The sequence below is a fragment of the Vicinamibacterales bacterium genome, assembly GCA_035699745.1.
Lineage (GTDB): Bacteria > Acidobacteriota > Vicinamibacteria > Vicinamibacterales > 2-12-FULL-66-21 > JAICSD01.
In genome coordinates this window covers 88294-112877 of record DASSPH010000110.1, presented here as the reverse complement: position 1 = coordinate 112877, position 24584 = coordinate 88294, and the positions used below count along the sequence as shown (strand labels likewise).

Annotated in this window: 27 protein-coding genes; 7 read left to right on the top strand and 20 right to left on the bottom strand. The window is 69.2% G+C overall.

All coding sequences use genetic code 11. The features are described 5' to 3' along the window. Window positions 1-80: 80 nt before the first annotated feature. Genes VFK57_26150 through VFK57_26140 form a run of 3 tightly spaced genes read right to left on the bottom strand, consistent with a single transcriptional unit; the run spans window position 81 to window position 3244 of the window. Window positions 81-1046 (bottom strand): GDP-L-fucose synthase, encoded by a 966-nt coding sequence (locus VFK57_26150; protein HET7699230.1) that lies wholly within the window; start codon window positions 1044-1046, stop codon window positions 81-83. Further along, window positions 1046-2413 (bottom strand): dipeptidase, encoded by a 1368-nt coding sequence (locus VFK57_26145; protein ID HET7699229.1) that lies wholly within the window; start codon window positions 2411-2413, stop codon window positions 1046-1048. The genes VFK57_26150 and VFK57_26145 overlap by 1 nt, the downstream gene beginning before the upstream one ends. Before the next feature lie 12 nt (window positions 2414-2425). After that, on the bottom strand, window positions 2426-3244 hold the full coding sequence (locus VFK57_26140; protein HET7699228.1) for a sulfurtransferase: 819 nt from the start codon (window positions 3242-3244) through the stop codon (window positions 2426-2428). Between the two features lie 59 nt (window positions 3245-3303). Here VFK57_26140 and VFK57_26135 point away from each other — a divergent pair, with 59 nt between their 5' ends. Both VFK57_26135 and VFK57_26130 read left to right on the top strand, forming a co-directional pair. Next, window positions 3304-3900 (top strand): hypothetical protein, encoded by a 597-nt coding sequence (locus tag VFK57_26135; protein HET7699227.1) that lies wholly within the window; start codon window positions 3304-3306, stop codon window positions 3898-3900. A 2-nt stretch (window positions 3901-3902) separates the two neighbouring features. Beyond that, entirely contained in the window at window positions 3903-4298 is a 396-nt protein-coding gene (locus VFK57_26130) for a transcriptional regulator (GenBank protein HET7699226.1), read from the top strand. Window positions 4299-4371: 73 nt separating this feature from the next. Here the strand turns inward: VFK57_26130 and VFK57_26125 are convergent, their stop codons facing one another. The 8 genes from VFK57_26125 to def all read right to left on the bottom strand — a co-directional run bounded on the left by VFK57_26125 (window position 4372) and on the right by def (window position 12450). Beyond that, a complete protein-coding gene (locus tag VFK57_26125; protein HET7699225.1) occupies window positions 4372-5085 on the bottom strand; it encodes an MBL fold metallo-hydrolase in 714 nt (237 codons plus the stop codon). Beyond that, the gene (locus tag VFK57_26120; GenBank protein ID HET7699224.1) at window positions 5086-6285 is read right to left on the bottom strand and encodes a DUF1302 family protein; all 1200 of its coding nucleotides are present in this window, start codon (window positions 6283-6285) and stop codon (window positions 5086-5088) included. Next, window positions 6282-8603 carry an MMPL family transporter gene (locus tag VFK57_26115; protein ID HET7699223.1) on the bottom strand — a complete coding sequence of 774 codons (2322 nt, stop codon included), beginning with the start codon at window positions 8601-8603 and terminating at the stop codon, window positions 6282-6284. Before VFK57_26115 ends, VFK57_26120 begins: the two co-directional genes overlap by 4 nt. After that, on the bottom strand, window positions 8600-9385 hold the full coding sequence (locus tag VFK57_26110; protein HET7699222.1) for an outer membrane lipoprotein-sorting protein: 786 nt from the start codon (window positions 9383-9385) through the stop codon (window positions 8600-8602). Before VFK57_26110 ends, VFK57_26115 begins: the two co-directional genes overlap by 4 nt. Window positions 9386-9646: 261 nt before the next feature. Beyond that, entirely contained in the window at window positions 9647-9868 is a 222-nt protein-coding gene (locus VFK57_26105) for a UXX-star (seleno)protein family 1 (protein ID HET7699221.1), read from the bottom strand. Continuing rightward, window positions 9846-10295: a thioesterase family protein gene (locus VFK57_26100; GenBank protein ID HET7699220.1), complete on the bottom strand. Its 450-nt coding sequence runs from the start codon at window positions 10293-10295 to the stop codon at window positions 9846-9848. Before VFK57_26100 ends, VFK57_26105 begins: the two co-directional genes overlap by 23 nt. After that, window positions 10295-11887 (bottom strand): FAD-dependent thymidylate synthase, encoded by a 1593-nt coding sequence (locus VFK57_26095; GenBank protein HET7699219.1) that lies wholly within the window; start codon window positions 11885-11887, stop codon window positions 10295-10297. Before VFK57_26095 ends, VFK57_26100 begins: the two co-directional genes overlap by 1 nt. Continuing rightward, the gene (gene def / locus VFK57_26090; protein HET7699218.1) at window positions 11884-12450 is read right to left on the bottom strand and encodes a peptide deformylase; all 567 of its coding nucleotides are present in this window, start codon (window positions 12448-12450) and stop codon (window positions 11884-11886) included. Before def ends, VFK57_26095 begins: the two co-directional genes overlap by 4 nt. A gap of 68 nt (window positions 12451-12518) precedes the next feature. On the opposite strand from def, the gene VFK57_26085 reads away from it, so the two are divergent. Together VFK57_26085 and VFK57_26080 are read left to right on the top strand one after the other, a co-directional pair. After that, window positions 12519-13025, top strand: coding sequence for an NUDIX hydrolase (locus VFK57_26085; protein HET7699217.1), 507 nt, complete (start codon window positions 12519-12521; stop codon window positions 13023-13025). 148 nt (window positions 13026-13173) lie between these two features. Then, complete coding sequence (locus VFK57_26080) at window positions 13174-13527, top strand: hypothetical protein (GenBank protein ID HET7699216.1); 354 nt, start codon at window positions 13174-13176, stop codon at window positions 13525-13527. A gap of 3 nt (window positions 13528-13530) precedes the next feature. Here VFK57_26080 and VFK57_26075 read toward each other — a convergent pair whose 3' ends face one another. From VFK57_26075 to VFK57_26050, 6 genes are read right to left on the bottom strand one after another with little or no spacing between them, the layout of a single operon-like run. Then, a complete protein-coding gene (locus tag VFK57_26075; GenBank protein HET7699215.1) occupies window positions 13531-14541 on the bottom strand; it encodes a tagatose 1,6-diphosphate aldolase in 1011 nt (336 codons plus the stop codon). Between the two features lie 4 nt (window positions 14542-14545). Continuing rightward, window positions 14546-15715, bottom strand: a complete 1170-nt coding sequence (gene thiI / locus VFK57_26070; GenBank protein ID HET7699214.1) for a tRNA uracil 4-sulfurtransferase ThiI — start codon at window positions 15713-15715, stop codon at window positions 14546-14548. Further along, the gene (hpnE, locus tag VFK57_26065) at window positions 15712-17064 is read right to left on the bottom strand and encodes a hydroxysqualene dehydroxylase HpnE (GenBank protein ID HET7699213.1); all 1353 of its coding nucleotides are present in this window, start codon (window positions 17062-17064) and stop codon (window positions 15712-15714) included. Before hpnE ends, thiI begins: the two co-directional genes overlap by 4 nt. A 3-nt stretch (window positions 17065-17067) precedes the next feature. Then, window positions 17068-17904: a presqualene diphosphate synthase HpnD gene (gene hpnD / locus VFK57_26060; protein HET7699212.1), complete on the bottom strand. Its 837-nt coding sequence runs from the start codon at window positions 17902-17904 to the stop codon at window positions 17068-17070. Then, on the bottom strand, window positions 17897-18793 hold the full coding sequence (gene hpnC / locus VFK57_26055) for a squalene synthase HpnC (protein ID HET7699211.1): 897 nt from the start codon (window positions 18791-18793) through the stop codon (window positions 17897-17899). Before hpnC ends, hpnD begins: the two co-directional genes overlap by 8 nt. Window positions 18794-18798: 5 nt before the next feature. Further along, window positions 18799-19359 (bottom strand): cob(I)yrinic acid a,c-diamide adenosyltransferase, encoded by a 561-nt coding sequence (locus VFK57_26050; GenBank protein HET7699210.1) that lies wholly within the window; start codon window positions 19357-19359, stop codon window positions 18799-18801. A 3-nt stretch (window positions 19360-19362) separates the two neighbouring features. On the opposite strand from VFK57_26050, the gene VFK57_26045 reads away from it, so the two are divergent. Both VFK57_26045 and VFK57_26040 read left to right on the top strand, forming a co-directional pair. Next, window positions 19363-20130 (top strand): A/G-specific adenine glycosylase, encoded by a 768-nt coding sequence (locus tag VFK57_26045; GenBank protein HET7699209.1) that lies wholly within the window; start codon window positions 19363-19365, stop codon window positions 20128-20130. Beyond that, a complete protein-coding gene (locus VFK57_26040; protein ID HET7699208.1) occupies window positions 20127-20513 on the top strand; it encodes a (deoxy)nucleoside triphosphate pyrophosphohydrolase in 387 nt (128 codons plus the stop codon). The genes VFK57_26045 and VFK57_26040 overlap by 4 nt, the downstream gene beginning before the upstream one ends. On the opposite strand, the gene VFK57_26035 is transcribed toward VFK57_26040, so the two are convergent. Further along, a complete protein-coding gene (locus tag VFK57_26035) occupies window positions 20490-21491 on the bottom strand; it encodes a glycine cleavage T C-terminal barrel domain-containing protein (protein ID HET7699207.1) in 1002 nt (333 codons plus the stop codon). The genes VFK57_26040 and VFK57_26035 overlap by 24 nt on opposite strands. Before the next feature lie 38 nt (window positions 21492-21529). On the opposite strand from VFK57_26035, the gene VFK57_26030 reads away from it, so the two are divergent. Then, the gene (locus VFK57_26030) at window positions 21530-23125 is read left to right on the top strand and encodes an alpha/beta fold hydrolase (protein HET7699206.1); all 1596 of its coding nucleotides are present in this window, start codon (window positions 21530-21532) and stop codon (window positions 23123-23125) included. Here VFK57_26030 and VFK57_26025 read toward each other — a convergent pair. Together VFK57_26025 and VFK57_26020 are read right to left on the bottom strand one after the other, a co-directional pair. Continuing rightward, the gene (locus tag VFK57_26025; GenBank protein ID HET7699205.1) at window positions 23122-23418 is read right to left on the bottom strand and encodes an FHA domain-containing protein; all 297 of its coding nucleotides are present in this window, start codon (window positions 23416-23418) and stop codon (window positions 23122-23124) included. The two genes, VFK57_26030 and VFK57_26025, sit on opposite strands and share 4 nt — an antisense overlap. After that, on the bottom strand, window positions 23419-24573 hold the full coding sequence (locus VFK57_26020; protein ID HET7699204.1) for a Re/Si-specific NAD(P)(+) transhydrogenase subunit alpha: 1155 nt from the start codon (window positions 24571-24573) through the stop codon (window positions 23419-23421). Window positions 24574-24584 lie beyond the last annotated feature (11 nt).

Here is a 24584-nt window from a genome sequence, read left to right as displayed (position 1 = left end):
GTACGCGGACGCGAAGTCCGCGAGCACGCCGTCCAGGTCGAATCCGATGCGCAGGGACATGCGTCAGTGCCGCGGCGCGGCTACGCCGGCGTTGCGGCGCCCGAGACGCGCAGGTGCCCCTGGTTCTCGAGGAACCAGCGGTAGGTGGCGGCGATCCCGTCGCCGAGCGCGATGCGATGGCGCCAGCCCAGGGCGTGAAGGCGCGAAACGTCGAGCAGCTTGCGCGGCATGCCGTCCGGCTTCGAGGTGTCGAAGCGCAGCGTCGCTTCGGGATGGATGATGTCCCGCAGCAGCTCGCTCAGCTCGCGGATGCTGACGTCCTCACCGGTGCCGACGTTGACGTGCCCCTCTTCGTCGTAGCGCTCCATCAGCAGGACGCAGGCGTCGGCGAGGTCGTCGACGTGCAGGAACTCGCGCCGCGGCGTGCCGGTGCCCCACACCACCACCTCGCGCACGCCCGCGGCCCGGGCCTCGTGGAACTTGCGCATCATCGCCGGCAGCACGTGCGCGGTCGCGAGATCGAAGTTGTCGTTGGGCCCGTAGAGGTTGGTGGGCATCGCCGAGATGAAGCGGGACCCGTACTGCCGCCGGTATGCCTGGCACAGCTTGATGCCGGCGATCTTGGCAATCGCGTACGACTCGTTGGTCGGCTCGAGCGCGCCGGTCAGGAGCTGCGCCTCGGTCATCGGCTGCGCGCAGTCTCGGGGGTAGATGCAGGAGCTGCCGAGATACAGCAGCTTCTTCACGCCGAACAGGTGCGCCGCATGCACCACGGTGGCGTGGATCAGCATGTTGTCGTAGATGAATTCCGCGGGACGCGTCGAGTTGGCGAGGATGCCGCCGACCGTGCCGGCCGCCAGATAGACGTACTCCGGGCGATTCGCCTTGAACCAGTAGTTGACCGCGGCCTGATCGCGCAGGTCGAGCTGCTCGCGCGTCGCGGTCAGAATCTCGACCGCACCGGATCCGCGCTCGAGGCGCCGGACGATCGCCGAGCCCGCAAGCCCGCGATGCCCGGCGACGTACACCCTCGGGGGGCCGGACATTACCCTCTGGCGATCTCGTCGTAGAGAAACGCCGACGCGATGATGCCGCCGTGGAAGTTGCCGAGGTCGAGCTTCTCGTTCGGGGCATGCGCGTTCTCGTCCGGCAGACCGACGCCGAACAGCACCGACGGCAGGCCCAGAATCTCCGAGAACGTCGCGACCACCGGAATCGAGCCGCCTTCGCGGTTGAACACCGGCGCCTTCCCGAAGCCCTTCTCGATCGCGCGGCCGGCCGCCTGGACGAACCGGTTGTCGAAGTCGGTCATCCACGGCTTGCCGCCGTGCATGCGCGTGACCTTCACCTCGACCGTCCTGGGGGCGACCTTCCTGACGTAGTCCTCGAACAGCTGCGCGATCTTGTCGGGGTCCTGGTTCGGCACCAGGCGCATGCTGACCTTCGCCATCGCCACGGCCGGGATGACCGTCTTGGCGCCCTCGCCGGTGAAGCCGGCCAGGATGCCGTTGACTTCGAACGTGGGGCGGGCCCAGACGCGCTCGAGCGTCGAGTACCCGGTCTCCCCCCACAGCTTCGGCGCGCCGAGCTCTTTGGCGTAGCGCTTCTCGTTGAACGGCAGCCGCTTCCACTGCTCCCGCTCCTCCTCGCGCAGCTCGCGCACGTCGTCATAGAAGCCGGGAATCTTGATGCGGCCGCTCTTGTCCTTCATCTGGGCGAGGATGCCGGCGAGCACGAAGGCGGGATTGGCGACCGCGCCGCCGAACGATCCGGAGTGGAGATCCGATTTCGTGCCCCGCAGATCCACCTGCATGTACACGAGGCCGCGCAGCCCGTAGCAGATCGACGGAATGCCGCGATCGAACATCGGCGAGTCCGAGATGACGACGACGTCGGCGCCGAGCTCGTCCTTGTGTTCCTTGACGAAGTCGTCGAGGTTCTTGGAGCCGACTTCTTCCTCCCCCTCGAGAATGATCTTGATGTTCACCGGGAGCCGGCCGTTCTGCTTCAAGTGCGCCTCGATTGCCTTGAAGTGCATGAACACCTGCCCCTTGTCGTCGGCCGATCCGCGGGCGTAGATCTCGCCGTCGCGGATCGTCGCCTCGAACGGCGGCGACTCCCAGAGATCGACCGGATCCACCGGCTGCACGTCGTAGTGGCCGTAGAAGAGAATCGTCGGCGCTCCCGCGGCGCCCAGCCAGTCGCCGTACACCACGGGGAAGCCCGGCGTCTCGATCAGCCGCACGTTCTGCATCCCGATGCGCCGCATCTCGTCGGCCGACCACTCCGCGCACCGTTTCACGTCGGCGGCGTGCTGGGGAAGCGCGCTGATGCTGGGAATGGCCAGGTACGCCTTCAGCTCGTCGACGTACTTGTCCCGGTTCGTGTTGATGTAATCAATCACGTTGTTCATGACCTGACGATTCTACTTCTCAACCGGGAGATCCTCGCGATCGCCCCATTCTTTCCACGATCCGGTGTAGTTGCGGACGCGCGGATATCCGAGCAGCCGCAGGGCGAGGTAGCCGTGCGCCGCGCGGTACCCCCCCTGGCAGTAGGTGATGACTTCCTTGTCCGGCGTCACCCCCGCCTGCTCGTACATCGCGCGCAGTTCGGCAGCCGGTTTGAACGCACCGTCGGCGCCCAGGTTGCGCGTCCACTCGACGTGCACCGCGCCGGGGATGCGGCCGCCGCGCTTCGCGCGCACGGCGCTGCCGTCGTACTCCCCGTCGGTGCGCGTGTCGAGCAGGACGACATCCGGATTGCCGAGGCGGGTGTGGACGTCGCGCCACGTGGCAATCGCGTGCGGCTGCGGCGTCCCGGCCCAGGTGCTCTTCGGCGGCGCGGCCGCGTCGCGGGTGACCGGCAGCCCGGCACGGCGCCACGCGCCGAAGCCCCCGTCCAGCACCTGCACGCGCGGATGGCCGAAATACTCGAGGAACCAGAACGCCCGCGCCGCGCGGATCCCCGACTGCTCGTCGTAGACGACCACCGGCGTGTCGCAGGTGACGCCGCGCAGGTTGAACAGGTGGTCGATCATCCACATGAACGCCTTCAGCGGCGCGGGATCCGTGTCGATGAGCGACACGCCCCACAGATCCAGATGCACGGCGCCGGGAATGTGCGCCGCGGCAAAGTCCTCGGGCGGCCGCAGGTCGATCACCAGGGGAGGCGTGGAGCCCTGCTGCGCGCCGGCGAGCGCCGCCGGCGTGGTCAGCAACTCTTCATTGGCATATCCCTTCATGCGTGACAGAGTACAAGAGCCGGCTTGACGGGAGCATCTTTACGCTGCAAAGTAGATCGGTGGACGTCCCCCGCGCGCTGGATCAGATCGCCGCCATCCACGAGCAGATGGCCAAAGGCGAGGTATATCGTGGCTATCGCTCGCTGCCCGTCGCCGCTTCGGGAGCGATCGGCTATCTCGCGGCCTGGCTGCAGCCGGCCACGATCGGGCCGGCGGATCCGGTCGGATTCGTCTGGTACTGGTCGGCGGTCGCGACTGCCGCGGCGCTCGTCGGCTCGAGCGAGATCCTCTACGCCTACGCGATGGAGGACGACACCGCGGCGCGGCGTCAGACCCGCCGCGTGATCGGCCAGTTCATGCCGAGCCTGGCGGGCGGGGCGCTCATCGGCTTCTGCTTCACGCAGCTGAGCGTGTCGCTGGTGCCGCTGCTGCCGGGGTTGTGGGCGTTCTGCTTCGGCCTCGGCGCGTTCGCGTCGCGGCCGTACCTGCCCAAGGCGACCGGCTGGGTCGCGTTGTTCTATTACGCGGCCGGCTTCGTCCTGCTGTGGACGGCCGGCGGCCCCGAGCCTCTGTCGGGCTGGGGGGTCGGCGGCACGTTCGGCACGGGACAGCTCCTGGCCGCGCTGGTACTCTGGTGGAATCTGGAACGGAAGTAACGATGCCCAGGAAACATCCCCCTCGCGACGAACCGGGGCGATTCGCCTACGAAGGTCTCGACCGCGTGCTGCACGAAAAGGCGCGGCTCGGGATCATGACGTCGCTGGTGACGCGCGCCGAAGGCGCCGTGTTCAACGAACTGAAGCGCCTCTGCGCGCTCACCGACGGCAATCTGAGCCGGCACCTCGACGTGCTGCAGGACGCGGGACTGGTCGAGGCATGGCGCGGATCGGAAGGCGGGCGGCCGCAGACGCTCTACCGGCTCACCACCGAGGGACGCGGCCGATTCGTCGCGTACCTCGAAGAGCTCGAGCAGGTAGTCAGAGACGCGCTGCCGAAGGCCGCCAGACGGCCCGAGCGCGCCCCCGATCTCCCGCCGGGCTTCCAGCCCGCTTGAATTTGGAAATTTGGAAATTTGGGAATTTGGAAATCCAGATTTCCAAATTTCCAAATTCCCAGATTTCCAAATCCTACCGGGCCCGGCCGTCGTCTCGGAGCTTCGCGAGGTGGGCGCGGACGCTGTCCGCCGCGGCGTCGCGCAGCGTTTCGGGCAGCGCCGGATACACGCGGCGCACGATCTCGTCCACGGTTCGCGCGCCCTCCAGCATCGCTTTCAGGATCTGCTGCTCGCGCGCCCGGCGATGTGCGACGTACTCGTCGATCAGCGCCAGCGGATCGTCGACGACGGGGCCGTGTCCGGGCAGGAGCCGCCGCGGCGCCAGATCGCGGATGCGCTGCAGCGACGCGAGATACGCGCGGAGGTCCCCTCCCTTGCGTGCCGGAATCACGATCGTGCCCCCCATCCGCGCCAGATCACCGCAGTAGACCTCCCCCGCGTCGCGATCGTAGAAGCACAGATGATCCGGTGAGTGGCCCGGCGTGGGGACGATCTCGAGCTGGCCGTCTCCCGCGGGCACCGGCGGGCCCGGCGCGTCGATCACCAGGAGCTTGCGCCAGCGCTCGCGCAGCGCCGGCAGCCCGCTGACGTGGTCAGGATGCCAGTGCGTGATGAGCACCCGCGCGAGCGGGGCGCCGTCGAGCGCGGCCGCGACCGCCGCGATGTGCTCCGGCCGTCCGGTGCCCGCGTCGACCAGCGCGGGCTCGCCGCCAGGAATGAGCCAGGTGTTGTTCCCCGTCGGCCCGGTCCACTCGGACGCGTTGCCGGCGGGGATCAGAATGGGCACTCAGAAAGAGTACTTCAGGCGGACGTAGGCGAAGTCACTGTCGGCGAAACGGCCGATGTTGTCGGTCCCCTCGCCGGCGAACGCGCCGATCGAGCCCTCGAGCGCCACGTTGTCCCGCAAGTTGGCCCGCGCGATGGCGCGGACGAAGGCCGCGCCGCTGGTCGGATTGTAGACCCCGAACAGCCGTCCTTCGTACTTCTGCCGGGCGAACGTGCGGTCGGCGGAGACGATCAGCGACACGTCCGTGCGCGAGTCGGGTGCCGCGTCGTCGCTCTCGCGGTGCAGGAGCACCTGGCCGCTGATGCGATACTCCCCCGCTTTGCGGTCCACGCCGCCGCCCGCATCGAACGACGAACCGGTCGGCGCAGGGCCCGGGGCCTGCGGCTGGAACGCGTCGCGCGTGAATGCGGCGGCCTCGCCGCGGACCGCCCACGCGCCAAACACCGTCTCGAAATCGCCGCCGAGCATCGTGAAACGGGGATAGACGCGCTCGACCGTCAGCGGGTCGGCGGCGGCATAGATGCCGAACGGGCGGAATCCTCTGTACGCAGACACCGACCAGTCGACGCGGCCGGAAGTGAAGTTCGCACGGACGCCGCCCTGTGCGTTGCCGGCGGTGCGTTCTGGTGCTCGCTCGGTGAAAGGGACCCCAGGTCCGATCGCAAACGGCGACGTCGGTTCGTCGAGCCGATCGAAGCGGCCGCGGCGGAAGAACGGCACGTACACGCCTTCCACCGACGCGCGCTCGCCGGCATACACCGTCGCGCGCACCAGCGGGACGGCGAGGCGCGCCTCGCCGCGCCCCTCGAAGAAAAAGCGCGAGACGTCCAGCGGATTCACCACGTCGGTCGGCTGCAGCTCGTCGAGCCGCCCCCAGACGACACGGCCGAAGCCGGCGGTGACGTCGACCCGACGCGTCCGCAGTGTCGCGGTCAACTCGTGCGCTTCGGCAGCCGCGTCGCGTACCGCCGCGCCATCGCGGCCGGCAAGCAGCCCTTCCACGAACCCTGACGCGACCAGCCGAACTCGCGACCCGGCGTCGACCTTCTCTTCCGCGAAGATCCGGGCGCGCAGCTCGGTGGCATCCCGGTTGGGCAGGCGATCGGCGAACAGCGAGACGTAGCCGGCCGGCGCCGGCTGCGCGTAGACGGCGCTCGTCGCTGCCGACAGGCAGGCGACGATCAGCGGCCACCGAATCATGCGGCCAGCCTGGGGCGGATGCGGCGCAGCGCGTCGGCGCCAAAGACGCGCGGCAGCAGCTTGATCGTCGCCGGCAGGATGAACACCTCGGCGAGGAACGCGACCGCCATCGTCAGCCCCAGCAGCCCGCCGAACCACGCCGTCGGCTTGTATTCCGACAGCAGCAGCACGCCGAACCCGAGGCTGTTGATGATCGCCGTCGTCAGCGACGCCCGTCCTTCGTGAACCGTCGCCGCTTCGATCGCTGCGTCCGTCGAGGCGCCGGCCGCCACCTCACGGCGGTAACGGTTGATGAAGTGAATCGTGTCGTCGTCCACCACGCCGAGCGCGACGCTCGCCACCATGACGGTGGCGATGTTCATCGAGATGCCGAGATAGCCCATCACTCCGAGCACGGCGAGCACCGGCAGCACGTTGGGGGCGATCGTCAGCAGCCCGAACCGCGCCGATCGGAAGACGATGAAGATCACCGCGAACACGGTGAAGAACGCGGTCCCGAAGCTGGAGATCTGCGAGACGACGAGGTAGTGATCCAGCGTGCTGAACAGGCGTCCGGAACCTGTGGTGGTGGCCTTCACGCCGGTGCCGGCGAAGGTACGGGCCGCGAGCGCGTCGCTCTTCTCGATCAGCTCGAGGACGGTGTCGGAGCTCATCGAGCGCAGCTTCACGTCGATTTGGGCGCGCGAGAAATCGGACGCCAGCACGCGGTCCAGCTCGCGGCGTCCTTCGTCGCCGAGCGCGAACACGAAGAGCTCCTGGGCCACCGTCGCCCGGTCGGAGGGAATCACGCTCGCCGCCGCGTCTCCGCCGCGCAGCTCCATGTTGACGCGCTTCACGTAGTCGGCGGCGGATCGGACCTTCTTCACGTTCGGGAACTGCCGCAGCTCCCCGGCGAGCCGGTCCATCCGCTGCAGGTTGGCGGGATCGGACAGCGATTCCGCCGGCCCTTCGAGCAGGATCTGGAAGCTGTAGATGCCCGAGAGCTGATCGTCGATCACCCGCGCCGACTGCCCGAGCGGGTGGTTCCGGCTGAAGAAGTTGATGTGATTCGTGTCGACGCGCAGCTGGCGCATCCCGAGGGAGGCGACGATGAGCAGCACCGCCGTCACGGCCAGCACCCGCCCCGGGTGGGCGGTCGAGAAGCGGGCGATCCCGCGCATCGGTCCGATCAGGTATCGCTCGTGCGGCGTCTCCCGCACTTCCGGCTTCATCAGGCTGAGCACGGTCGGCACGAACACGATCGAGATCATGAAGTCCACCATGATGCCGATCGCGGAGCCGACGCCGAACGAGCGGACCGCGACGACGTTGCTGGTGGCAAGGGAGAGCATCCCGAGCGCGGTGGTGCCGCTCGCGCCGAGAAGCGGCGCGGCGAGGTGCGCGACCGTGGCCTTGAACGCCTCTTCCGCCGATCCGCGCCGCCGCTCCTCGTCCCAGTGCTGCATGATGTGCACGTCGTCGGCAATGGCGAGCACCACGATGAGCGGCACCAGCATGCTGGCGAGGACGTTGTAGGTGTAGCCGAGCAGCGAGTAGAGGCCGAGCGTCCAGAGCACGCTGATGCCGACGGCGACGATCGTCAGCAGCATCTTGCGCCACGAGCGGAACGAGAGGAACACCGCGATCAGCGTGATCAGGAAGATCGGCGGCGTGAAGGTCCGCTGGTTCGCGAGGGTGATGCGGTTGTAGGTTTCGCTGATCTCGAGGCTGCCGTTGTAATACGCGGCCACGCCCGCCGGCAGCCTGGGATCGACCAGCTCGTGAATGCGCTGGATCACGCCGCCGCGGACCTCGTCGATGCGCCGCTCGTCGAAGCTGACGACCAGCGCCGTCACCGTGCCGTCATCCGACACCAGATCGCCGCGGAGCAGATCGTCCTTCATGGCCCGGCGCCGGACGTCGTCAGGCGTCTGCTCGCGGGTGCCGTCGATCAGGCGCCGGACGTCGAGGCCGCTGTCGCCGCCGGCCTCCGTCGCTTCGACGGTGGTCGCGGTGGCGAGGCTGGCGACGCGCTCGACGGTGTCGACGCGCTCGATGTCGCCGGTCACCCGGCGGATGAAGTCGAGGGTGTCGCGCGAGAAGAGGCGATCCGCCGACTCGGCCTTCAGCGCCACGATCAGCGTGCGGCTGCCGCCGAACTCATCGCGGAACCGCTCGTAATCGCGATAGACCGGATCGCTGGCGGCGAACCAGGCGCTGATGTCGTTGTCGATGTGGGTGATGTTCGCGCGCGGCGCGGACGCGATCGCGCCAAGCACGACGACGGCCGAAAGCTGGAACCGCCAGCGCCAGAGGAACTCGGCGAGGCGGCGGCTCATCTGGCGGCGCCTTCCAGCTCGCGGCGGCTGAAGGCGTTCTCGTTCAATCCGGTGTTGTAGGCAATCCTGTCGACGGCGAGCTCGGTGCGGGTCCGGTCGAGATCGTTGGTCATGACGGACGCCAGCACGGTCCAGATGCCCTGGATCTGCTCGAGGCGCCCGACGGCATAGACCTTCTGCTTTTCGTTACGCCGGTTGTAGACGTCGGCCTGGACGACGACGAAGCTGTCCTTCAGGACGAGCGAGACGACGCGCGGGAACTCCACCGAGGCGTCCTTCCGCTTCGATTCCAGGCGATACGCCGGACGCGGAGGGCCGCCGGCAGGCGCCGTCCACGACGCGTGCTCGTCGAGCAGCGCGTAGGTGTAGTCGTCGAACTCGCGTCCGCCGATGTCCTCGTACGAGAAGTCGCTGCCGACGAAGCTTTCCTGTGCCTCGCTGCCGGCGATGCGCCGGACGCGGCCGAGCGACGGCAGATAGAGGAACCGCTCGTCGTCCCCTTGCGGGTGCTCCCAGACGAGGAAGCCGGTGCCGCGAATGTCGTTCGGGTAGGTGAACCGGATCAGCGAGCGGTCCCCTTCAGGGCGCCGCAGCGTGAGCAGGGTGAGCGCGCGCTCGCGCGCGCGGCCGCGCCGATCGAAGAGCTTCATCCGCAGCTCGGCGCGGGAATCGCGCCCGGTGTCGCGGTCCTGCACGCGGCGGGCGATCTGTTCGGCGGTGGGGGCGGGCCTGGGCGGCTGCACGGCGGCGACGAGCAGGCAGACGAGCAGCAGAGAGCGCATGGGCGGCCGAACCGATTATGTGAAACCTTTCACAAGCGGTCAAACTTGATCCGGGGGCGTCGCCCCCGGACCCCCGGCACGCTCTCTCGCGGGGGCCCCGTGCCCCGCTCCGTTCGCGTGGCTCACTCGCGTTGCTCGTTCGCTTGACGGGGGCCTCGCCCCCGGACCCCCGGCACGCTCGGCTCGACACAGAACTGGTCCCCGCTCGAGCGGATTCGGTTGCGGTACGAAAAGGCTCCGGACCGGAGCCGGTCAGACCCCTCAGGTGCCGCCGAAGCCGATCGTCACCTTGCCGGCTTCCACGATGACCGGGACTTCGCGGCGGCCGCGGGTCAGGTCGAGCATCGCGGCCAGCGAAGCCGGGTCCTTCTTGACGTTGCGATACTCGACGGCGACGCCGAGGCTGCGGTAGTGGTCGCGCGCCGCCTGGGTGTACGGGCACGTGTCCTTGCCGAAGATCTCAACCCTGCGATCTGCTTCCACCCTCTCCCGTCTCCTTCTCCGTACCGGCCGTCAACAGCGCGCGGATGTCGTCCGGGATCGGCACGGGTCTGCCGGCCGCATAGTCGTACATGACCTGCACCGTCCTTGCCGTTGCCACGGTGTTGCCCTGCTCGTCGACGATCTCGTACTCGTAGCGGAAGCTCGTGCGTCCGAGCTCCGCGACGGCCATCCTCACTTCGAGCGTCTGGCCGTAGGTCGCCGGACGGCGGTAGTCGCATTCCACCCGCGCGAGGATCACGCCGGGCATGCCGGGCGGCAGCTGCGGCGAGCCGAATCCCCACAACGCCCGCCAGTGGGAGAAGCGGGTCTGCTCGAGGTAGGTGAGGTAGACGGCGTTGTTGACGTGGCCGAGCGGGTCGCAGTCGCGGAATCGCACCTGCAGGCGGTGGACGAAACGGGCCGCCACTATCTCGCCCGCTTCCGCTCGAGCTCGCGCTCCGACTTCAACCGCTCCAGCTCCACCGCCGAGTGGTCGACGAACGCCATCGCGGCGGCAACGGCGGTATGGCCGGCGCGCTCGCCAATGAGGCGGTGCATCTGCTGACACACCCGGCGGTACGCGGGGTGCCCCTGCGGCGCCGTGCGCAGCTCGAGAATGTGCATCGCTTCGCGCGCGTTCATGTCCATGTAGAAGCGCACGCGGTAGGCCATCGCCACGGCATACGGAGCGGCGGCGTCGAGGCCGTCCGAACGAAGCGCCTCGTAGAGGTCCGCCGAGTCGTCCATGACGCGCGTCCAGCTGTCCAGCACGCCCGCTTCGCGGATCGCATCGGGTTCGGTATAGCCGTGGCGCGTCGACAGCGGCTGCCATTCGAGCGAGAGCAGCCGGTGGCGCTGCAGATCGCGGAACGCGCCGTAATCGGTGAGGACGTCGAAGCGATAGGACGTCCGCTCGAACGCGCGGCCAGGGCGGTGGCGACGGTTTCCACGCTCGCCGATGTACGCACGCAGCACGGCCGCGCGCTGATCCGCCGTCATGCCCCGCGCCAGCGCGAGCAGCTGATCGTCCGGCAGATCGGTCACCGCGTACAGCGCGGCCGCCACGATTTTGACCTCGCCGTCGGGATCGAAGTCGCTCAAGGTCACTTCGCCGCGATCCTCCGCGTCGATGCCGGCGAGGAGCTGTTCCGCCGCGCCGCGCACCGCGTGCCGCGTCGAGGCCAGGTACTCGCTCCAGCGCCGTCCGCGTTCGGCCTGATCGACGCGGGTCAGGAACGCCGGGATCAGCTTGCGCAGCTCCTCGAGCATCTGCGCGCCGCAGGTCCGGACCTCCTCGAGCGGGTGTGCCTGCATCCGGAGCAGCAGGGCTTCATAGGCCTGGCCGGTGCCGAACAGCCCGACGTTCGACTGCGTCGCCGCCGGCAGCATGCCGCGAAGCGTGTCGAGCGCCTTGGCGCGGACCGCGGCGCGGTGAACCCCGACCGAATCCTGCGGCGCGCGGGGATACCGCTCCGCGAAGTGCCGCTGCATCGTGTCGATCATCGACGCGTAGGCCTCGAAGGCGCGATCCATGGTCGCGGCGTAGCGCTCGCGAAGCGCCCCCTCGATCTCTACCGGAACGTGGTACCGCCAGCGCCCGTGCAGCTTGTCCGTATAGGCGACGTATCTGGTCGATTGTTCCAGATAGGCCATCAGCCGGCCCCATTCGAGCACCTTGGTGAGCACGTTCGAGACGTACTCGCACGCCACGTGCGCGCCGCCGAGCTGCGCGACCGAGTCGTCGCCGTACTCGTTGAACACCTTCGCGTAGAGCTTCTCCGCCCGGGCCACGCCGACGCCGTCCGCCGAGGCAAGCTCTGCGCCGAGCCCGCCGGCGAACTCGTCGAGGAACAGTCGGCGCAGCGACTTGGCGGACCGCGAGTAGCGCGCGAAGAGCGCGCCTTTGACGGTCTCCGGCAGGTTCGTCAAGGCGAAGACGTGGCGATCGGTGTTGGTGAAGTACGGAGCGAGCGCGCGGCGCTCTTCGTCGGTGAACGTTTCGGGAGGCGCGGAGATCATTCTTCCGGCACGTCCCGGTCGCGAGGGCTCCAGTAGCGGCTGAACTCGTCGAGAAAGGTCAACGTATCGAGCGATTCCATGCGATCCAGGAAGAGCACGCCGTCCAGGTGATCGGTCTCGTGCTGGATGACGCGCGCGGTGAAGCCGCGCGCGTTCATCTGCAGGCGCCGGCCCTTGCGATCGTAGGCCTTGACCGAGATCTCCTGCGCGCGCGGCACCCGGCCGCGGACGTCGGGAATGCTCAGACAGCCTTCCCAGTCCTCCGCGATCTCGCGTCCGACAACGCTGATCTCGGGATTGATCAGCGCCATCAGCGGCACCCCGCTGTCCTCGTCGTCCTCGTCGTCGTCATTGCGCCGGGGCGCGAACCCGGCGACGAAGAGGCGAACGCCTTCGTGCACCTGCGGCGCCGCCAGGCCGACTCCCTGATACTCCTGCATGGTCTCGAACATGTCGTCGATGAGCTGCTGGATGCGCGGCTGCTTGATCTCCGACGGATCGAGCGGCTTGGCGCGGGCGCGCAGGACGGGATGCCCCATTCGCGCCACCTTCAGGATCGACATGCGGGTAGTATTTCACAATGGCGCGAGCGGGCGGCAGAGCCCCGCGGGCCCGCGCGCGGCGATGAGACATGGACTATCGGTACTGCCCGGCGTGCGGCGGAGCGCTCGAAAAGCGCAGCCTCAAGGCGAGCGATCCCGATCGCCTGGTATGCGCCGCCTGCGGCTTCGTCTTCTACCTCGATCCCAAGGTCGCCGTCGGAACCATCATCAGAACCGAAGACGCACGCCTCGTGCTGGTGAGACGCGCCATCGAACCCGGCTACGGCCTCTGGGTGTTCCCGGGCGGCTTCGTCGATCGCGGCGAGGAGCTGGCGAAGGCGGCCGTCCGGGAAGCGCGCGAAGAGTCCGGGCTGGACGTGCGGCTCGACCGCCTCGTGAACATCTACTCCTACCCCGATGCCGCCGTGATCATCGTCGTCTACGCGGCGACGGCGCTCGCCGGCGAGCTCTGCAGCGACGATGAATGCCTGGAGGCGCGGCTGTTTCACGCCGATGAGATCCCATGGGATGAACTCGCGTTCCGGAGCACGAGAGAGGCGCTCAAGGACTACCTCGACGGCGTCCGCGTGGTATAATTCAGTCCCCCGCAACCCAGGGCTTCCCTTCGAACAAAACCGTATGAAGAACTGTTTCCTCGCTACGATTCTGTGTTTCGCTGCGGCCGCGGCCGGGTGCATTGGATATTCGAGCAAGACCACGTCGACCGGGCCGAGCTCGACCGGCGTGGCCGCCCTCATGGGGAACTGGGCGTCCGCCAGCGCCAACGTCATCCCGAGTCCGGCGTCCTGCAGCGACTTCAAGTGGAATCCGACCGAGCAGACGTCGAACTCCGCCAAGGGTTCGTTCAGCGCGAGCTGCGCCGGCGATCTCAAGGTGACCGGCACCGCGACCGGCACCCTCTCGGGGTCGACGATCAACTGGTCGGCGACGGCGAACGCGGCCACCCCGGTGCTGAGCGCCTGCGGGATCACGCTCTCGGGGACGGCTGAACTGGGCGTCGACTCGATCCGGATCCCGTACTCGGGCAATACCTGCCTGGGCGCGGTCTCCGGGGTCGAGATCCTGAACCGGAAGTAACGGCTATCCGGCGAGCTCCTCGGCGGACTTCGCGCCGTAGAACGCGAACCACGGGTGCGCGGTCTTCAGGTGGCTGTTGACGTTGGCGATGTTCTTCACGCCTTCGCTCTCCAGCCACGTCCTGAACGCCTGCGCCCCCTGCTTTCCGTAGATCCCAATCCCGTCCTTCCAGGTGGCGCGGCCGCACAGCACGCCGGAGAAGCGCGTGCCGGCCTCGCCGGCGAGCTCGAGCGTCTCGCTGAACTCCGCGTTGCTGACGCCGGCTGAGAGATAGATGAACGGCCGGCGGGAGACGTCGGCGGTCCTGCGGAAGGCGTCCATCGCCTGCTGCTTGCTGTAGGCGCTGGTCCCGCCGAAGCACGTCATGCCCTCGACGAACTTCATGTTGACGGGCACTTCCACCTTCAGCACGTCGACGCCGTACTGGTCCTTGGAGAACTCCCGCATGTATGCGGCGACCAGCTCGGGCTTCTTGCGGGCGAATTCCAGTCCCTTCTCGTCGAGCCCTTCCTCGTAGGCGATGACCTCCAGGAAGAAGGGGATGTCGAGCGCGCGGCACTCGTCCCCGATGCGCTCGACCCACGCATGCTTGTGGTCGTTGATGGACGACGGATCCGCCGGCGCGTAATAGAGCAGGATCTTGATGCAGTCGGCTCCGGCGGCCTTCAGGCGGCGCACCGACCACAGGTCGAGCAGATCGGGCAGCCGGCCCGGGGTGGTCGCGTCGTAGCCGGTCTTCTCGTAGGCCATCAGCAGGCCCGCGCCTTTCGCGCGACGCTTGCTGGCGGGAATGCCCCACTCCGGGTCGAGCAGGATCGCGCTGGCGTGGCGCGTCAGCACTTCGGTGACATGGATCTTGAAGTCCTCCATGTCCTTGTCGGTGACGTCGCCGCCGCGCTCCTTGGCGAGCGACTTCTTCAACGATCCGCGCTGGTCCATCGCCGCCGCGGCGATCACGCCGCGATCGTCGGAGACCGCCTTCATACCGGCCAGCTTTCCAGGAGTGATTTTCACGCGATTATTTTATATCGGGAAATGAAAAGTGTTCCACGACGGCGGCGGCGACCGCCTGCGTGACGATTTCGTCGACCGGCAGATCTTCCTCGGCGCGTTCGACGTCGCGGCGCTTGGCTTTCGTCGCCGGATGCTTGGGCGTGAACAGCGTGCAGCAATCCTGATCCGGAATGATCGAGACCTGATAGCTGCCGAGCCGCTGGGCCTCCGCGGTGATCTCGTCCTTGTCCATGCCGACGAGCGGCCGCAGCACCGGCAGCGACGCCACGCTGCCGATCGTCGCCATGTTCTCGAGCGTCTGCGACGCGACCTGGCCGACCACTTCACCGGTGACGAGCGCCTGCGCGCGATTGAGCCGCGCCAGCCGCTCGGCGATCCGCATCATGAGCCGCCGGTAGATCACCACGCGCAGCGGCGGCGCCACGGCGAGGACGACGCGCTGCTGGATCTCGCCGAACGGCACGAGCACCAGCCTGGAGTGGTACTGGTAACGCGCCAGCAACTGCGCCAGCTCCCGCGTCTTCTCCTGCGACGCGCGCGAGAGAATCGGGTAGCTGTGGAAGTGGACGAACATCACGCGGCAGCCGCGGCGCATCATCCGCCATGCCGCGACCGGCGAATCGATCCCGCCGGACAGCAGGCACGCCACCTTGCCGCTGGCGCCGACCGGCAATCCGCCCGCGCCCCGTTCCTTGCCGAAGAAATAGAACGCCTCGTTCGACAGCGCCTCCACGTGAATCGTCAGCGCCGGATTGGACAGATCGACGCGCCATCCGCGCGCCTCCTTGATCCGTCCGCCGACCTCTCGCTCGATCTCCGGCGAGGTGAGCGGGAAACGCTTGTCGGAGCGCCGCGCCGAGAGGCGGAACGAGGGCGGATCGCGGGGGCCGAGATCCTTCAGGATCTCCCGGGCGATCGCCTCGACGTCGAGCGGCGCGCGTCCGGCGCGCGCGAAGTTGCCGATCCCGAACACCGTGGCGACGCGGTCGCGCGCCGCCTCCCACGAGAGGGAGTCGCCGAGCACGAGCTCGATGCGCCCTTGGAGCGCGCGCACGTCGCGGACGTCGAGGTCCTTGGTCGCCTCCCTGATGTTCCGCACGAGACGCGCCACGAACCACGGACGGTTCTTCCCTTTGAGCGCGATCTCTTGATAGTGGATGACGACAGATTTCATGGCTGCGCTTGCTCGGAGTCGTGAAGCGCTGCGGCGGCCAGGTGGCCGGCGAGGGCGGCGCTCTCAATTGTGCCCGGTAAGCCGGTGTCGATCCAGTCGCCGGCCAGAACCAGCCCGTCCACCGGTGTTTTCACCGCGGGACGCGCCGGCTGATCGACCGCCAGGGAAAAGGTCGCCCGCCGCTCGCGGACCACGGTGCCGCGGACCAGTGACGCGTCGCGCGCTCCGGGAATCGCCGCGGCCACTTCGCGCGCCGCGAGCGACACCAGGGATGCCGTATCCGTGGCGGCGAGACGATCGGCGCCGCTCGCCACGAGCGAGAGGTGCGACGCGTGCTCGCCGAACGCCTGCCACTTGTCGAACACCCACTGCATCTCGCGCCCCGGCAGGCCGACGAACGGCTGGTCCATCACCGTCCGGTCGTACCAGAGATTCACCGTCACGATCGGCTTCGATTGCATGCTCGAGGCCGCCTCCACGATCGCCCCCATCGGCGCGGTGTCGCCCACCAGCAGCGGGGCGAGCGCGAACCACGGCACGGCGGCGACGGCGCGGCGCACGGCCACCGGCTCCCCGCGGATCTCGACGCCGGCGACGCGTCCCCGCTGGATGCGGATCCGCGACAGCGCGCTGGTCCGCACCTCGCCGCCGCGCGCTTCGATGTACCGCCGCGCCGGCTGCGCATACATCTCGTCGAGCGGAACGGTCGGCAGCACGATCGACGCGCCGCGGGGATCGGGTCCGAACATCAGCGACAGCACGCGCACGAAATACGCCGCCGCGGCTTCGTCGGGCGGCTGGTTCAACGCCGCGACCGCCAGCGGCTCCCACAACCATTCGCGCAGCCGGCCTGCCTGGCCGTGGCGCGTCAGCCACTCGGCCACCGTGCCGGGCGTGCGCTCCGGCTCTCCGCGGGCGAGCGTCGTCCGCGCGCGCAGCATCGGCCACGCCAGCCGCAGCACTCGCAGCCGCTCGAGCCACGGCACCGCGTCCCAGCGCAGCACACCGACGAGCAGATGGAGCGGGGAGGGGCCTGGCGGACAGGCGAGCACCGACGGCTCGCCCGCCGGGCCGATGAAGGGCACTTCCAGCGACGGCTGCGCGCGAACGTTCGCCTCGGCGCCGATGCGGCGCAGCAGCGCGAGCGTCTCGTAGTAGCAGCCGAACAGGACGTGCTGCCCGTTGTCCACGCGCTCGCCGGTCTCGCGATCCACGAACGCGGTGGCGCGTCCGCCGAGCGTGCCCCTGGCTTCGAGCACGAGCACGCGCCGGCCCGCTTCGGCGAGCGCGGTCGCCGCCGCGAGCCCGGCGACACCGGCGCCAACCACCGCGACGTCGAAATCAGCCATCGATCAGCGTCCGGTAATCGCCGTGCGGGCCCAGGTCGCGGCGGCGATCAGGGCGCGGCGCGGGCGCGGGACGCGGATGACCTGGCTGAACACGTCGTAGTCGCTGGCCTCGATCCGCCGCAGGATGCCGAAGTAGATGGCGCCCATGATCCGCGCGGCCACCAGCCGGCGGGCGTCGCGTCGCGGCAGCACCGCGTCCGCCCGGCGGTAATACTCGCGCGCGCGCTGCGCCTGGAACGCCAGCAGCTGCTTGACCGCGGCGGATCGGACGCCATGCCCCGCGTGCATCGCTTCGGCGCCCAGATCCCCCTCGCGGCAGCCGAACCGTGAGAAATCCTCCAGCGGAATGTAGACGCGGCCGCGCTCGAGATCGCCGGGCACGTCGCGCAGGATGTTGGTGAGCTGCAGCGCGACCCCGAGATCGATCGCGTACTGCCGCGAGGCCGGTTCGCGGCACCCGAAGATCTCGACGCAGACGAGCCCGACGGACGAGGCGACGCGGATGCAGTACTCGTAGAGATCCGCGAAGGTCGGGTAGCGCGTGGTGACGAGATCCATTTCCACCCCCTCGATCAGCGCATCGAACGGCGGCCGCGGCAGGTTGAAGGCGCCGATGAGCGGCTGCAGCGCGCGCCCCTGCGGGGTCGCGGGGGGGCCGGCACCGAAGCAGCGCGCCAGTTCCTCACGCCACGACTGCACCTGCGCGATGCGACGGTCCGCCGGCGCCTCGTCCACCGCATCGTCCACCGCGCGGCAGAAGTCCCACACCGCGACGATGGCGCGGCGCTGCTCGGGGGGAAGCACGAGGAACGAGTAATAGAAGCTGGTGTCTCTAGCCACGCGAGTCCTGCGGCCACACGATCGCGCGCCAGACGAGTCCGGGCGCGTCGCGCCACGACAACGCCGGACGCCTGACGTACGGGTCGTAGTGCAACTCTTCCAGCTTATCCAGAATCCGCGCGCCGCCCAGCCACGTGGCGCGCAGCTCGTATTTGAGCCGCCCCGGCACGGCGTCGCACACTTCGCGGCCGCGATCGAACAGCGCCCGCGTGTACTCGATTGCCTCGCGCATGGCGCGCCGCCACTCGTCGGGAAGGCGATCGCCGCGCAGGCCGTCTTCGGTCGCGCCGTGCGCGCGCCAGACGGCGGCGGGCACGTAAAGGCGCCCGCGGTCCCAGTCGATGCGGAGGTCCTGCCAGAAGTTGGTCAACTGCAGCGCCGTGCACACCGCGTCCGAGGCGCCGTCGAGCGCGTCGCGATCCCGGCCCGCGACGCGCAGGACGAGACGGCCGACGGGGTTGGCGGAGCGGCGGCAGTAGTCCAGCACGTCGTCCCAGGTCGCGTAGCGCCTGACGGTGACGTCCTGGGCGAACGCGCTCAGCAGATCGTGGAACAGCGGCACGGGGAGGAGGCAGGCCTCGATCGTGTGGCGGAGCGCGACGAACACTTCGCCGTGCGGCCCGTCGTCGGCGTCGCCGGCGATGGCGCGGTCGAGGCGCGCGCCCCACCGCTCGAGATCCTGGATTCGAGCCGTGTCGGGCCGCCGTCCTTCGTCGGCCATGTCGTCCGCGAGGCGCGCAAACGCGTAGATGGCGGCGATGTGCGGACGCATCGCGGCAGGGAGCAGACGCGAGGCGACGGGAAAATTCTCGTAATGGGCCCGCGCAAGGCGCTCGCAGTACGCATACGCGTGCGCCAGATCCGTACTCGGCGGCCTCGGCGGGCTCACCGGACTCACCACTCGACTTCGGGCGTGCCCGCGCGCTGGTTGGCGGCGCGCGCCATCACGAAGAGCAGATCCGAGAGGCGGTTGACGTAGACCAGCAGCTCGGGCTCGAAAGCATCCGCTTCCGCTTCGATCAGCGCGACCATCGCGCGCTCCGCCCGCCGGCACACCGTCCGCGCCAGGTGCAGCGCCGCCCCGGCGGGGGCGCCGCCGGCGAGAATGAAGCGGCGGAGCGGCGGGAGCGACGCGTCGAGCGAATCGATCCAGCCTTCGAGGCGGGTCACGTGCCCGGCCGCGATCACCGCTTTGCCGACGCGATCGGCGATCCGGTGCGACGGATCGGCGAGCCGCGCGCCGAGGGCGAACAGGTCGCGCTGAATCTGCTCGAGCATTGCGGCGAGGTCCGCGGCGCCGACCGACCCGCCCAGCGTCGCGCGGGCGAGCCCCAGCGCGGCGTTCAGCTCGTCCACGTCGCCGTAGGCGGCGACGCGGCCATGCGCCTTCGAGACGCGCACGCCGCCGTAAAGACCGGTTTCTCCACTGTCGCCGGTCTTGGTATAAATTTTCACCGCTTGGGGATTATAGAAGATGGTGCACGAAGCGCCCGCCGGGGGCGCCGGGCCAGGGGATCGAGCGCGCTCGCGGTTCCGGAGCCGCCGGACCGCAGGCGCTTCCGCCGGCGGCTCCTCGAGTGGTACCGCCAGAACGGACGCGACCTGCCGTGGCGCAGGACCAGCGATCCCTATCACATCCTCGTCTCGGAGGTGATGCTGCAGCAGACGCAGGTGGATCGCGTACTGCCGAAGTATCACGAATGGCTGGCGAAGTACCCCAGCCTGGAGGCCCTCGCCGGGGCGCCGGAGTCGGACGTCACCGCGACCTGGCGTCCGCTCGGCTACAACATCCGGCCGCGGCGGCTGCACGCCATCGCGCGCGAATCGGTCGAGCGCTACGGCGGACAGCTTCCCTCCGACGAAGCCACGCTGCGTTCGTTCAAGGGCATTGGTGAATACACTGCCGGCGCGGTGATGAGCTTCGCGTTCCGCCAGCGCGCCGCCATCCTGGACACCAACGTCGCCCGCGTCCTCTTCCGCGTGTTCGTCGGACGCGGCGAGCCGAAGGCGCACGCGATGAGGAAACATCTCTGGGAGGTCTCGCGCACGGTGCTGCCGCACCGGCACGTGTTCGACTTCAACCAGGCGCTGATGGATTTCGGCGCGACGTTGTGCACGGCGCGGAAGCCGAAGTGCCTGGTGTGCCCGATGCGTCCGTCGTGCCGCGCGTATCCGTTCAATCCCGACAACGAGCATCCGTCGCCGAGGTCCGGGACGCGGGCGTGACCATCGTCGTCACCGCGGCGGTCATCCGTCGCGGCGATCGGTTTCTCGTCACCCGGCGCCAGCAGGGCGTGCACCTGGAAGGGCTGTGGGAGTTTCCGGGCGGCAAGTGCGACCCCGGCGAGTCGCTCGCCGAATGCCTGCGGCGCGAGTTGAGGGAGGAGCTTGGCGCGGACGGCGTGATCGGCGGCGAGCTGCTCGCCGTGACGCACCACTATCCCGAGCGGAGCGTCGAGCTGCACTTTCTCGCCTGCGAGCTGACGCAGGATCCGGTTCCGCTCCTCGGCCAGGAGATGCGCTGGGTACCGCGAGAGGCGCTGCGATCGCTGCACTTCCCGCCGGCAGACGACGAACTGATCGCGCTACTCGAGCGGGACGAGCGGTAGCGCCGCGACCACGGCGTCGCCGGCGCCGTCGACCTGCACGCGGGTGCCGGGCTCGCTGAAGTCCCGGTGCACGTATGCGAGCGCGATCGGCCGCGCGAGCGCGGGGGAGAAGACCGCGCTGGTCACGCGCCCGGCGTCCTTCTCCGCACTGCGGATCTTCGCGTCCGCGGCGGGCACCGGCGCGTCTGCCGCCAGCGTGAGACCGACGAGGCGCCGGGCGACACGCCCGTGGCCGCGATCGAGCACACGCACGATCACTTCCTGGCCCACGTAACAGCCCTTGGTCCTCGAGATCGCGCGATCCTCGAGCCCGGCTTCGAGAGGGATCGTGTCGCTGTCCATGTCGGCGCCGAACCGCGGGCGGCCGCTTTCGATCCGGACGGTCTCGACGTCGGCGTCGGTCGCGGGGATCGCGCCGGCCGCGAACAGTGCCTCTTCGACGGCGGGCGCCCCGGCGGCGGAGGCGATCAGGTCGAAACCGCGCACGCCTGTGGCATCGCTGCGCACGATCAGCACGTCCACCCCGGCGATTCGTCCGCGCGTGCTGGCGTACAGCGCGGCGGGCGCCCCGCCTTGCGTGCCGGCGGCGGCAAGCACCTCGATGGCGCGAGGACCGTAGAGTCCCATCTCGGCGCGGGACGCAGTCACCTCCTGGACCGTCACGTCCTCGGCGATCACGAAGCGATCGAGATGATCGCGGATCGCAGCCGCGACCTCGGCCGGAACGTCGAGCATGACGGCGTCCCCCAGCTCGAGCACGCGCATGTCGGCGATCATCCGCCCCTGCGCCGTCAGCATCGCGGCGTAGCAACCCGTTCCCGGCCGCAGCGCCTCGATGTCGTTGGTCAACAGCCCCTGCAGATACGAGCGGCGATCCGCGCCGGTCAGCAGGATACGTCCGGTGCGCCCGACGCGCACCAGTGCGGCGCCGTCGCGCAGCGCCGCATATCCTCTGCTGTTATCCTGTTCTAATGCCACTTCGATTCGCTCGCCGCAGGTGCTTTCATTGTACCGCCGTGGCGCTGACGGCAGCGGTGCTCGCCACTGGCGCCGCCGCGCAGACGCCGGAACTGCCGGCCACGGGCGACGCGAGCTTCGCGATTTACCTGCAGGGAGTCCAGATCGGCCGCGAACAGACGAACGTCGCGCGCGGACCGTCCGGCTGGATCGTCACGTCGAGCGGACGCAGCGAAGCGCCGATCGACTTCACCGTCGCACGCTTCGAAGCGAAGTACGCCCCCGACTGGCAGCCGCTCGAGCTGACGCTGGAAGCGCGGCTGCGCAATGCGGTGGCGACGATCAGGACGTCGTTCGCGCTCACCACTGCGATCAACGAGGTGACGCAGAACAGCAAGACCGTCGGCAAAGAGGACCAGATCAGCGCCAAGACGATCGTGCTCCCCAACAACGTGTTCGGCGCCTACGAAGCGCTGGCGGCGCGGCTGCACGGCACCGCGGCGGGCACCGAGCTGCCCGTCTACGTCGTCCCCCAGGGGGAAGTGAGGCTGCGCGTGCGCGCCGTGAGCGAGCAGGCGCTGACCGGTGCCGGCGCCGGCCTGCGCACGCGCCGCTACGACGTGACCTTCGCCAACCCGGATCGGCCGGTCGACGCGGTCGTCCTCGTGGACGATCGAGCGCGGCTGGTGCGCTTCGAGCTGCCGGCGCTGGGACTCCTGGTGGTGCGGGAGGACGCGGCCAGTGTGGCTCTCCGCCCGGAAACGGCGCGCAATCCGACCGACACCGACGTCTCGGTCGCGGCGAACGGGTTCAACCTTGCCGGCACGTTGACGACGCCGCCGGGCGTGGCCGGCAGGCTGCGACACCCCGCGATCGTGCTGGTCGGCGGCGTGACTCCGGGCGATCGCGACCAGGTCGTCAGCGGCGTGGCGGTGTTCGCGCAGCTGGCAAAGGGGCTCGCCGACGCCGGCCATGTCGTGCTGCGCTACGACCGCCGCGGCGCCGGCCAGAGCGGCGGCCGCACCGAGAGCGCCACCCTCGGCGACTACGCGGACGACGTGGTTTCCGCCGTACGGTGGCTGGCCAGGCGCGGCGACGTCGACAAGAAGCGCATCGTCGTCGCCGGCTACGGCGACGGCGCGGCGGCGGCGCTGATTGCCGCGTCACGCCACAAGGAAATCGACGGGGTGATCACGATCGACGCAGCGGGCACGCGAGGCGCGGATCTGATTCTCGAACAGCAGCAGCAGGTGCTGAACGCGCTGAAGCTGTCGCCGGAGGAGCGGCAGAACCGGATCGAGATGCAGAAGCGGATCCAGGCGGCGGTGATCAGCGGAACCGGCTGGGAGGGGGTGCCGCCGGCGATGCGGCGTCAGGCCGATACGCCGTGGTTCAGGAGCGTGCTGACGTTCGATCCGGCGCAGGCGGTGGCGCGCGTGAAGCAGCCGCTGCTCATCCTGCACGCCGAGCTCGATCCCAACATCCCGGCGTCGGAGGCGGATCGGCTGGCGGCGCTCGCCTCCGCGCGCAAGAAAGTGGCGGCGCCCGACGTCGTCAAGGTGCCGGGCGCGGGGAACACGCTCGCCGCGCCCGGCAGCAACGCCGTGAATCCGGCGTTCGTCACCGCGATCGCCGAGTGGGTGAAAAAGCTCTAGCCGGCGACGTGATGGACGAGCAGCTCCACGCGGCCGACCCCCAGCCGGTCGCCGGCCTTGAGGCGGCCGCGGTCCGTCCGCTCGCCGTTCACGAAGGTGCCGTTGGTGCTCTCGAGATCGACGACCTCGAGCTCCGCGGCGCCCGCGGTGAGCCGGCAATGCAGCCGTGAGACGAGCGCGGCGTCGACGACGAAGTCGGCGCGCGGCGCGCGGCCGATCGTCTTGATGCTGCCGGGCAGAATTCGGAAGGTCAGAGGCAGTTCAGCCTGTTCGGCGGTCCGCAGCACCCACATCTACGCTCGCGCTCCCGTTGCAAGCAGGTCCTTCACCCTCGCGTGCACGACCTCGCCGTCGCGCGTCAGCAGCGTCTCCCGGGTAATCTCGTCCGCCGGATCGATCTCGAGCGCCGCTCTCTGCGCGCCGTCCTTGCCGAGCAGATGGGTGAGGAAGGTGACGATGTTCTTCGCGTACATCTGGCTGGCGTGATTCGGCACCAGCGACGGCGGGTTCGACGGTCCGAGCACCGTCACCCCCTTGTGGACGACGACTTCGTCGGGACGGGTCAGCTCGCAGTTGCCGCCGCGCTCGGCGGCAAGGTCGACGACCACCGATCCGGGCGCCATCCCTTCCACCATCTCGGTGGTGACCAGAATCGGGGCGCGCTTTCCGGGGATCAACGCCGTGGTGATGACGACGTCGCTGAGCGAGACCACTTTCAGCATCATCTCGCGCTGACGGCGGTAGAACGATTCGTCCTGCGCCTTGGCGTAGCCGCCGCGGTCTTCGGCGTCGCCGGTGTCGAGCGCCATCTCGACGAACCGCGCCCCGAGACTCTGCACCTGCTCCTTGACCGCGGGACGAACGTCGTAGGCCTCCACCTTCGCGCCGAGCCGGCGCGCGGTCGCAATCGCCTGCAGGCCGGCGACGCCGGCGCCGACGATGAAGACGCGCGCCGCGGTCAGCGTCCCGGCGGCGGTCATCAGCATCGGGAACATGCGCGGCAGATGATCCGCCGCCATCAGCACGCCCTTGTAGCCGGCGATCGTCGCCATCGACGAGAGCGCGTCCATGCTCTGGGCGCGCGTGATGCGCGGCATCAGCTCCATGGAGAAGGCCGTGACGCCGGTCTCCGCCAGAGCGCGGATCGCGTCCGGCGCGCCGAGCGGATCGGCAAACCCGATCACCGCCTGTCCCCGGCGCAGGCGCGTCAGCTCCGCCGGAACGGCGCGCACCTGCAGCAGAATGTCGCCCGACGAGAACACGCCGTCGCGCGCGGCGATCGACGCGCCCGCCTGCTCGTAGGCCGCGTCGGTAAACCCGGCGGCGGCACCGGCGCCCTGCTCGACCACGACGTCCAGACCCGATTTCTTCAGCGCCGCGGCCGCCGACGGAATCAGCGATACCCGGTTCTCGCCGGCCCACGTTTCGCGCGGAACACCAACTCTCATCCTGGGTGAGT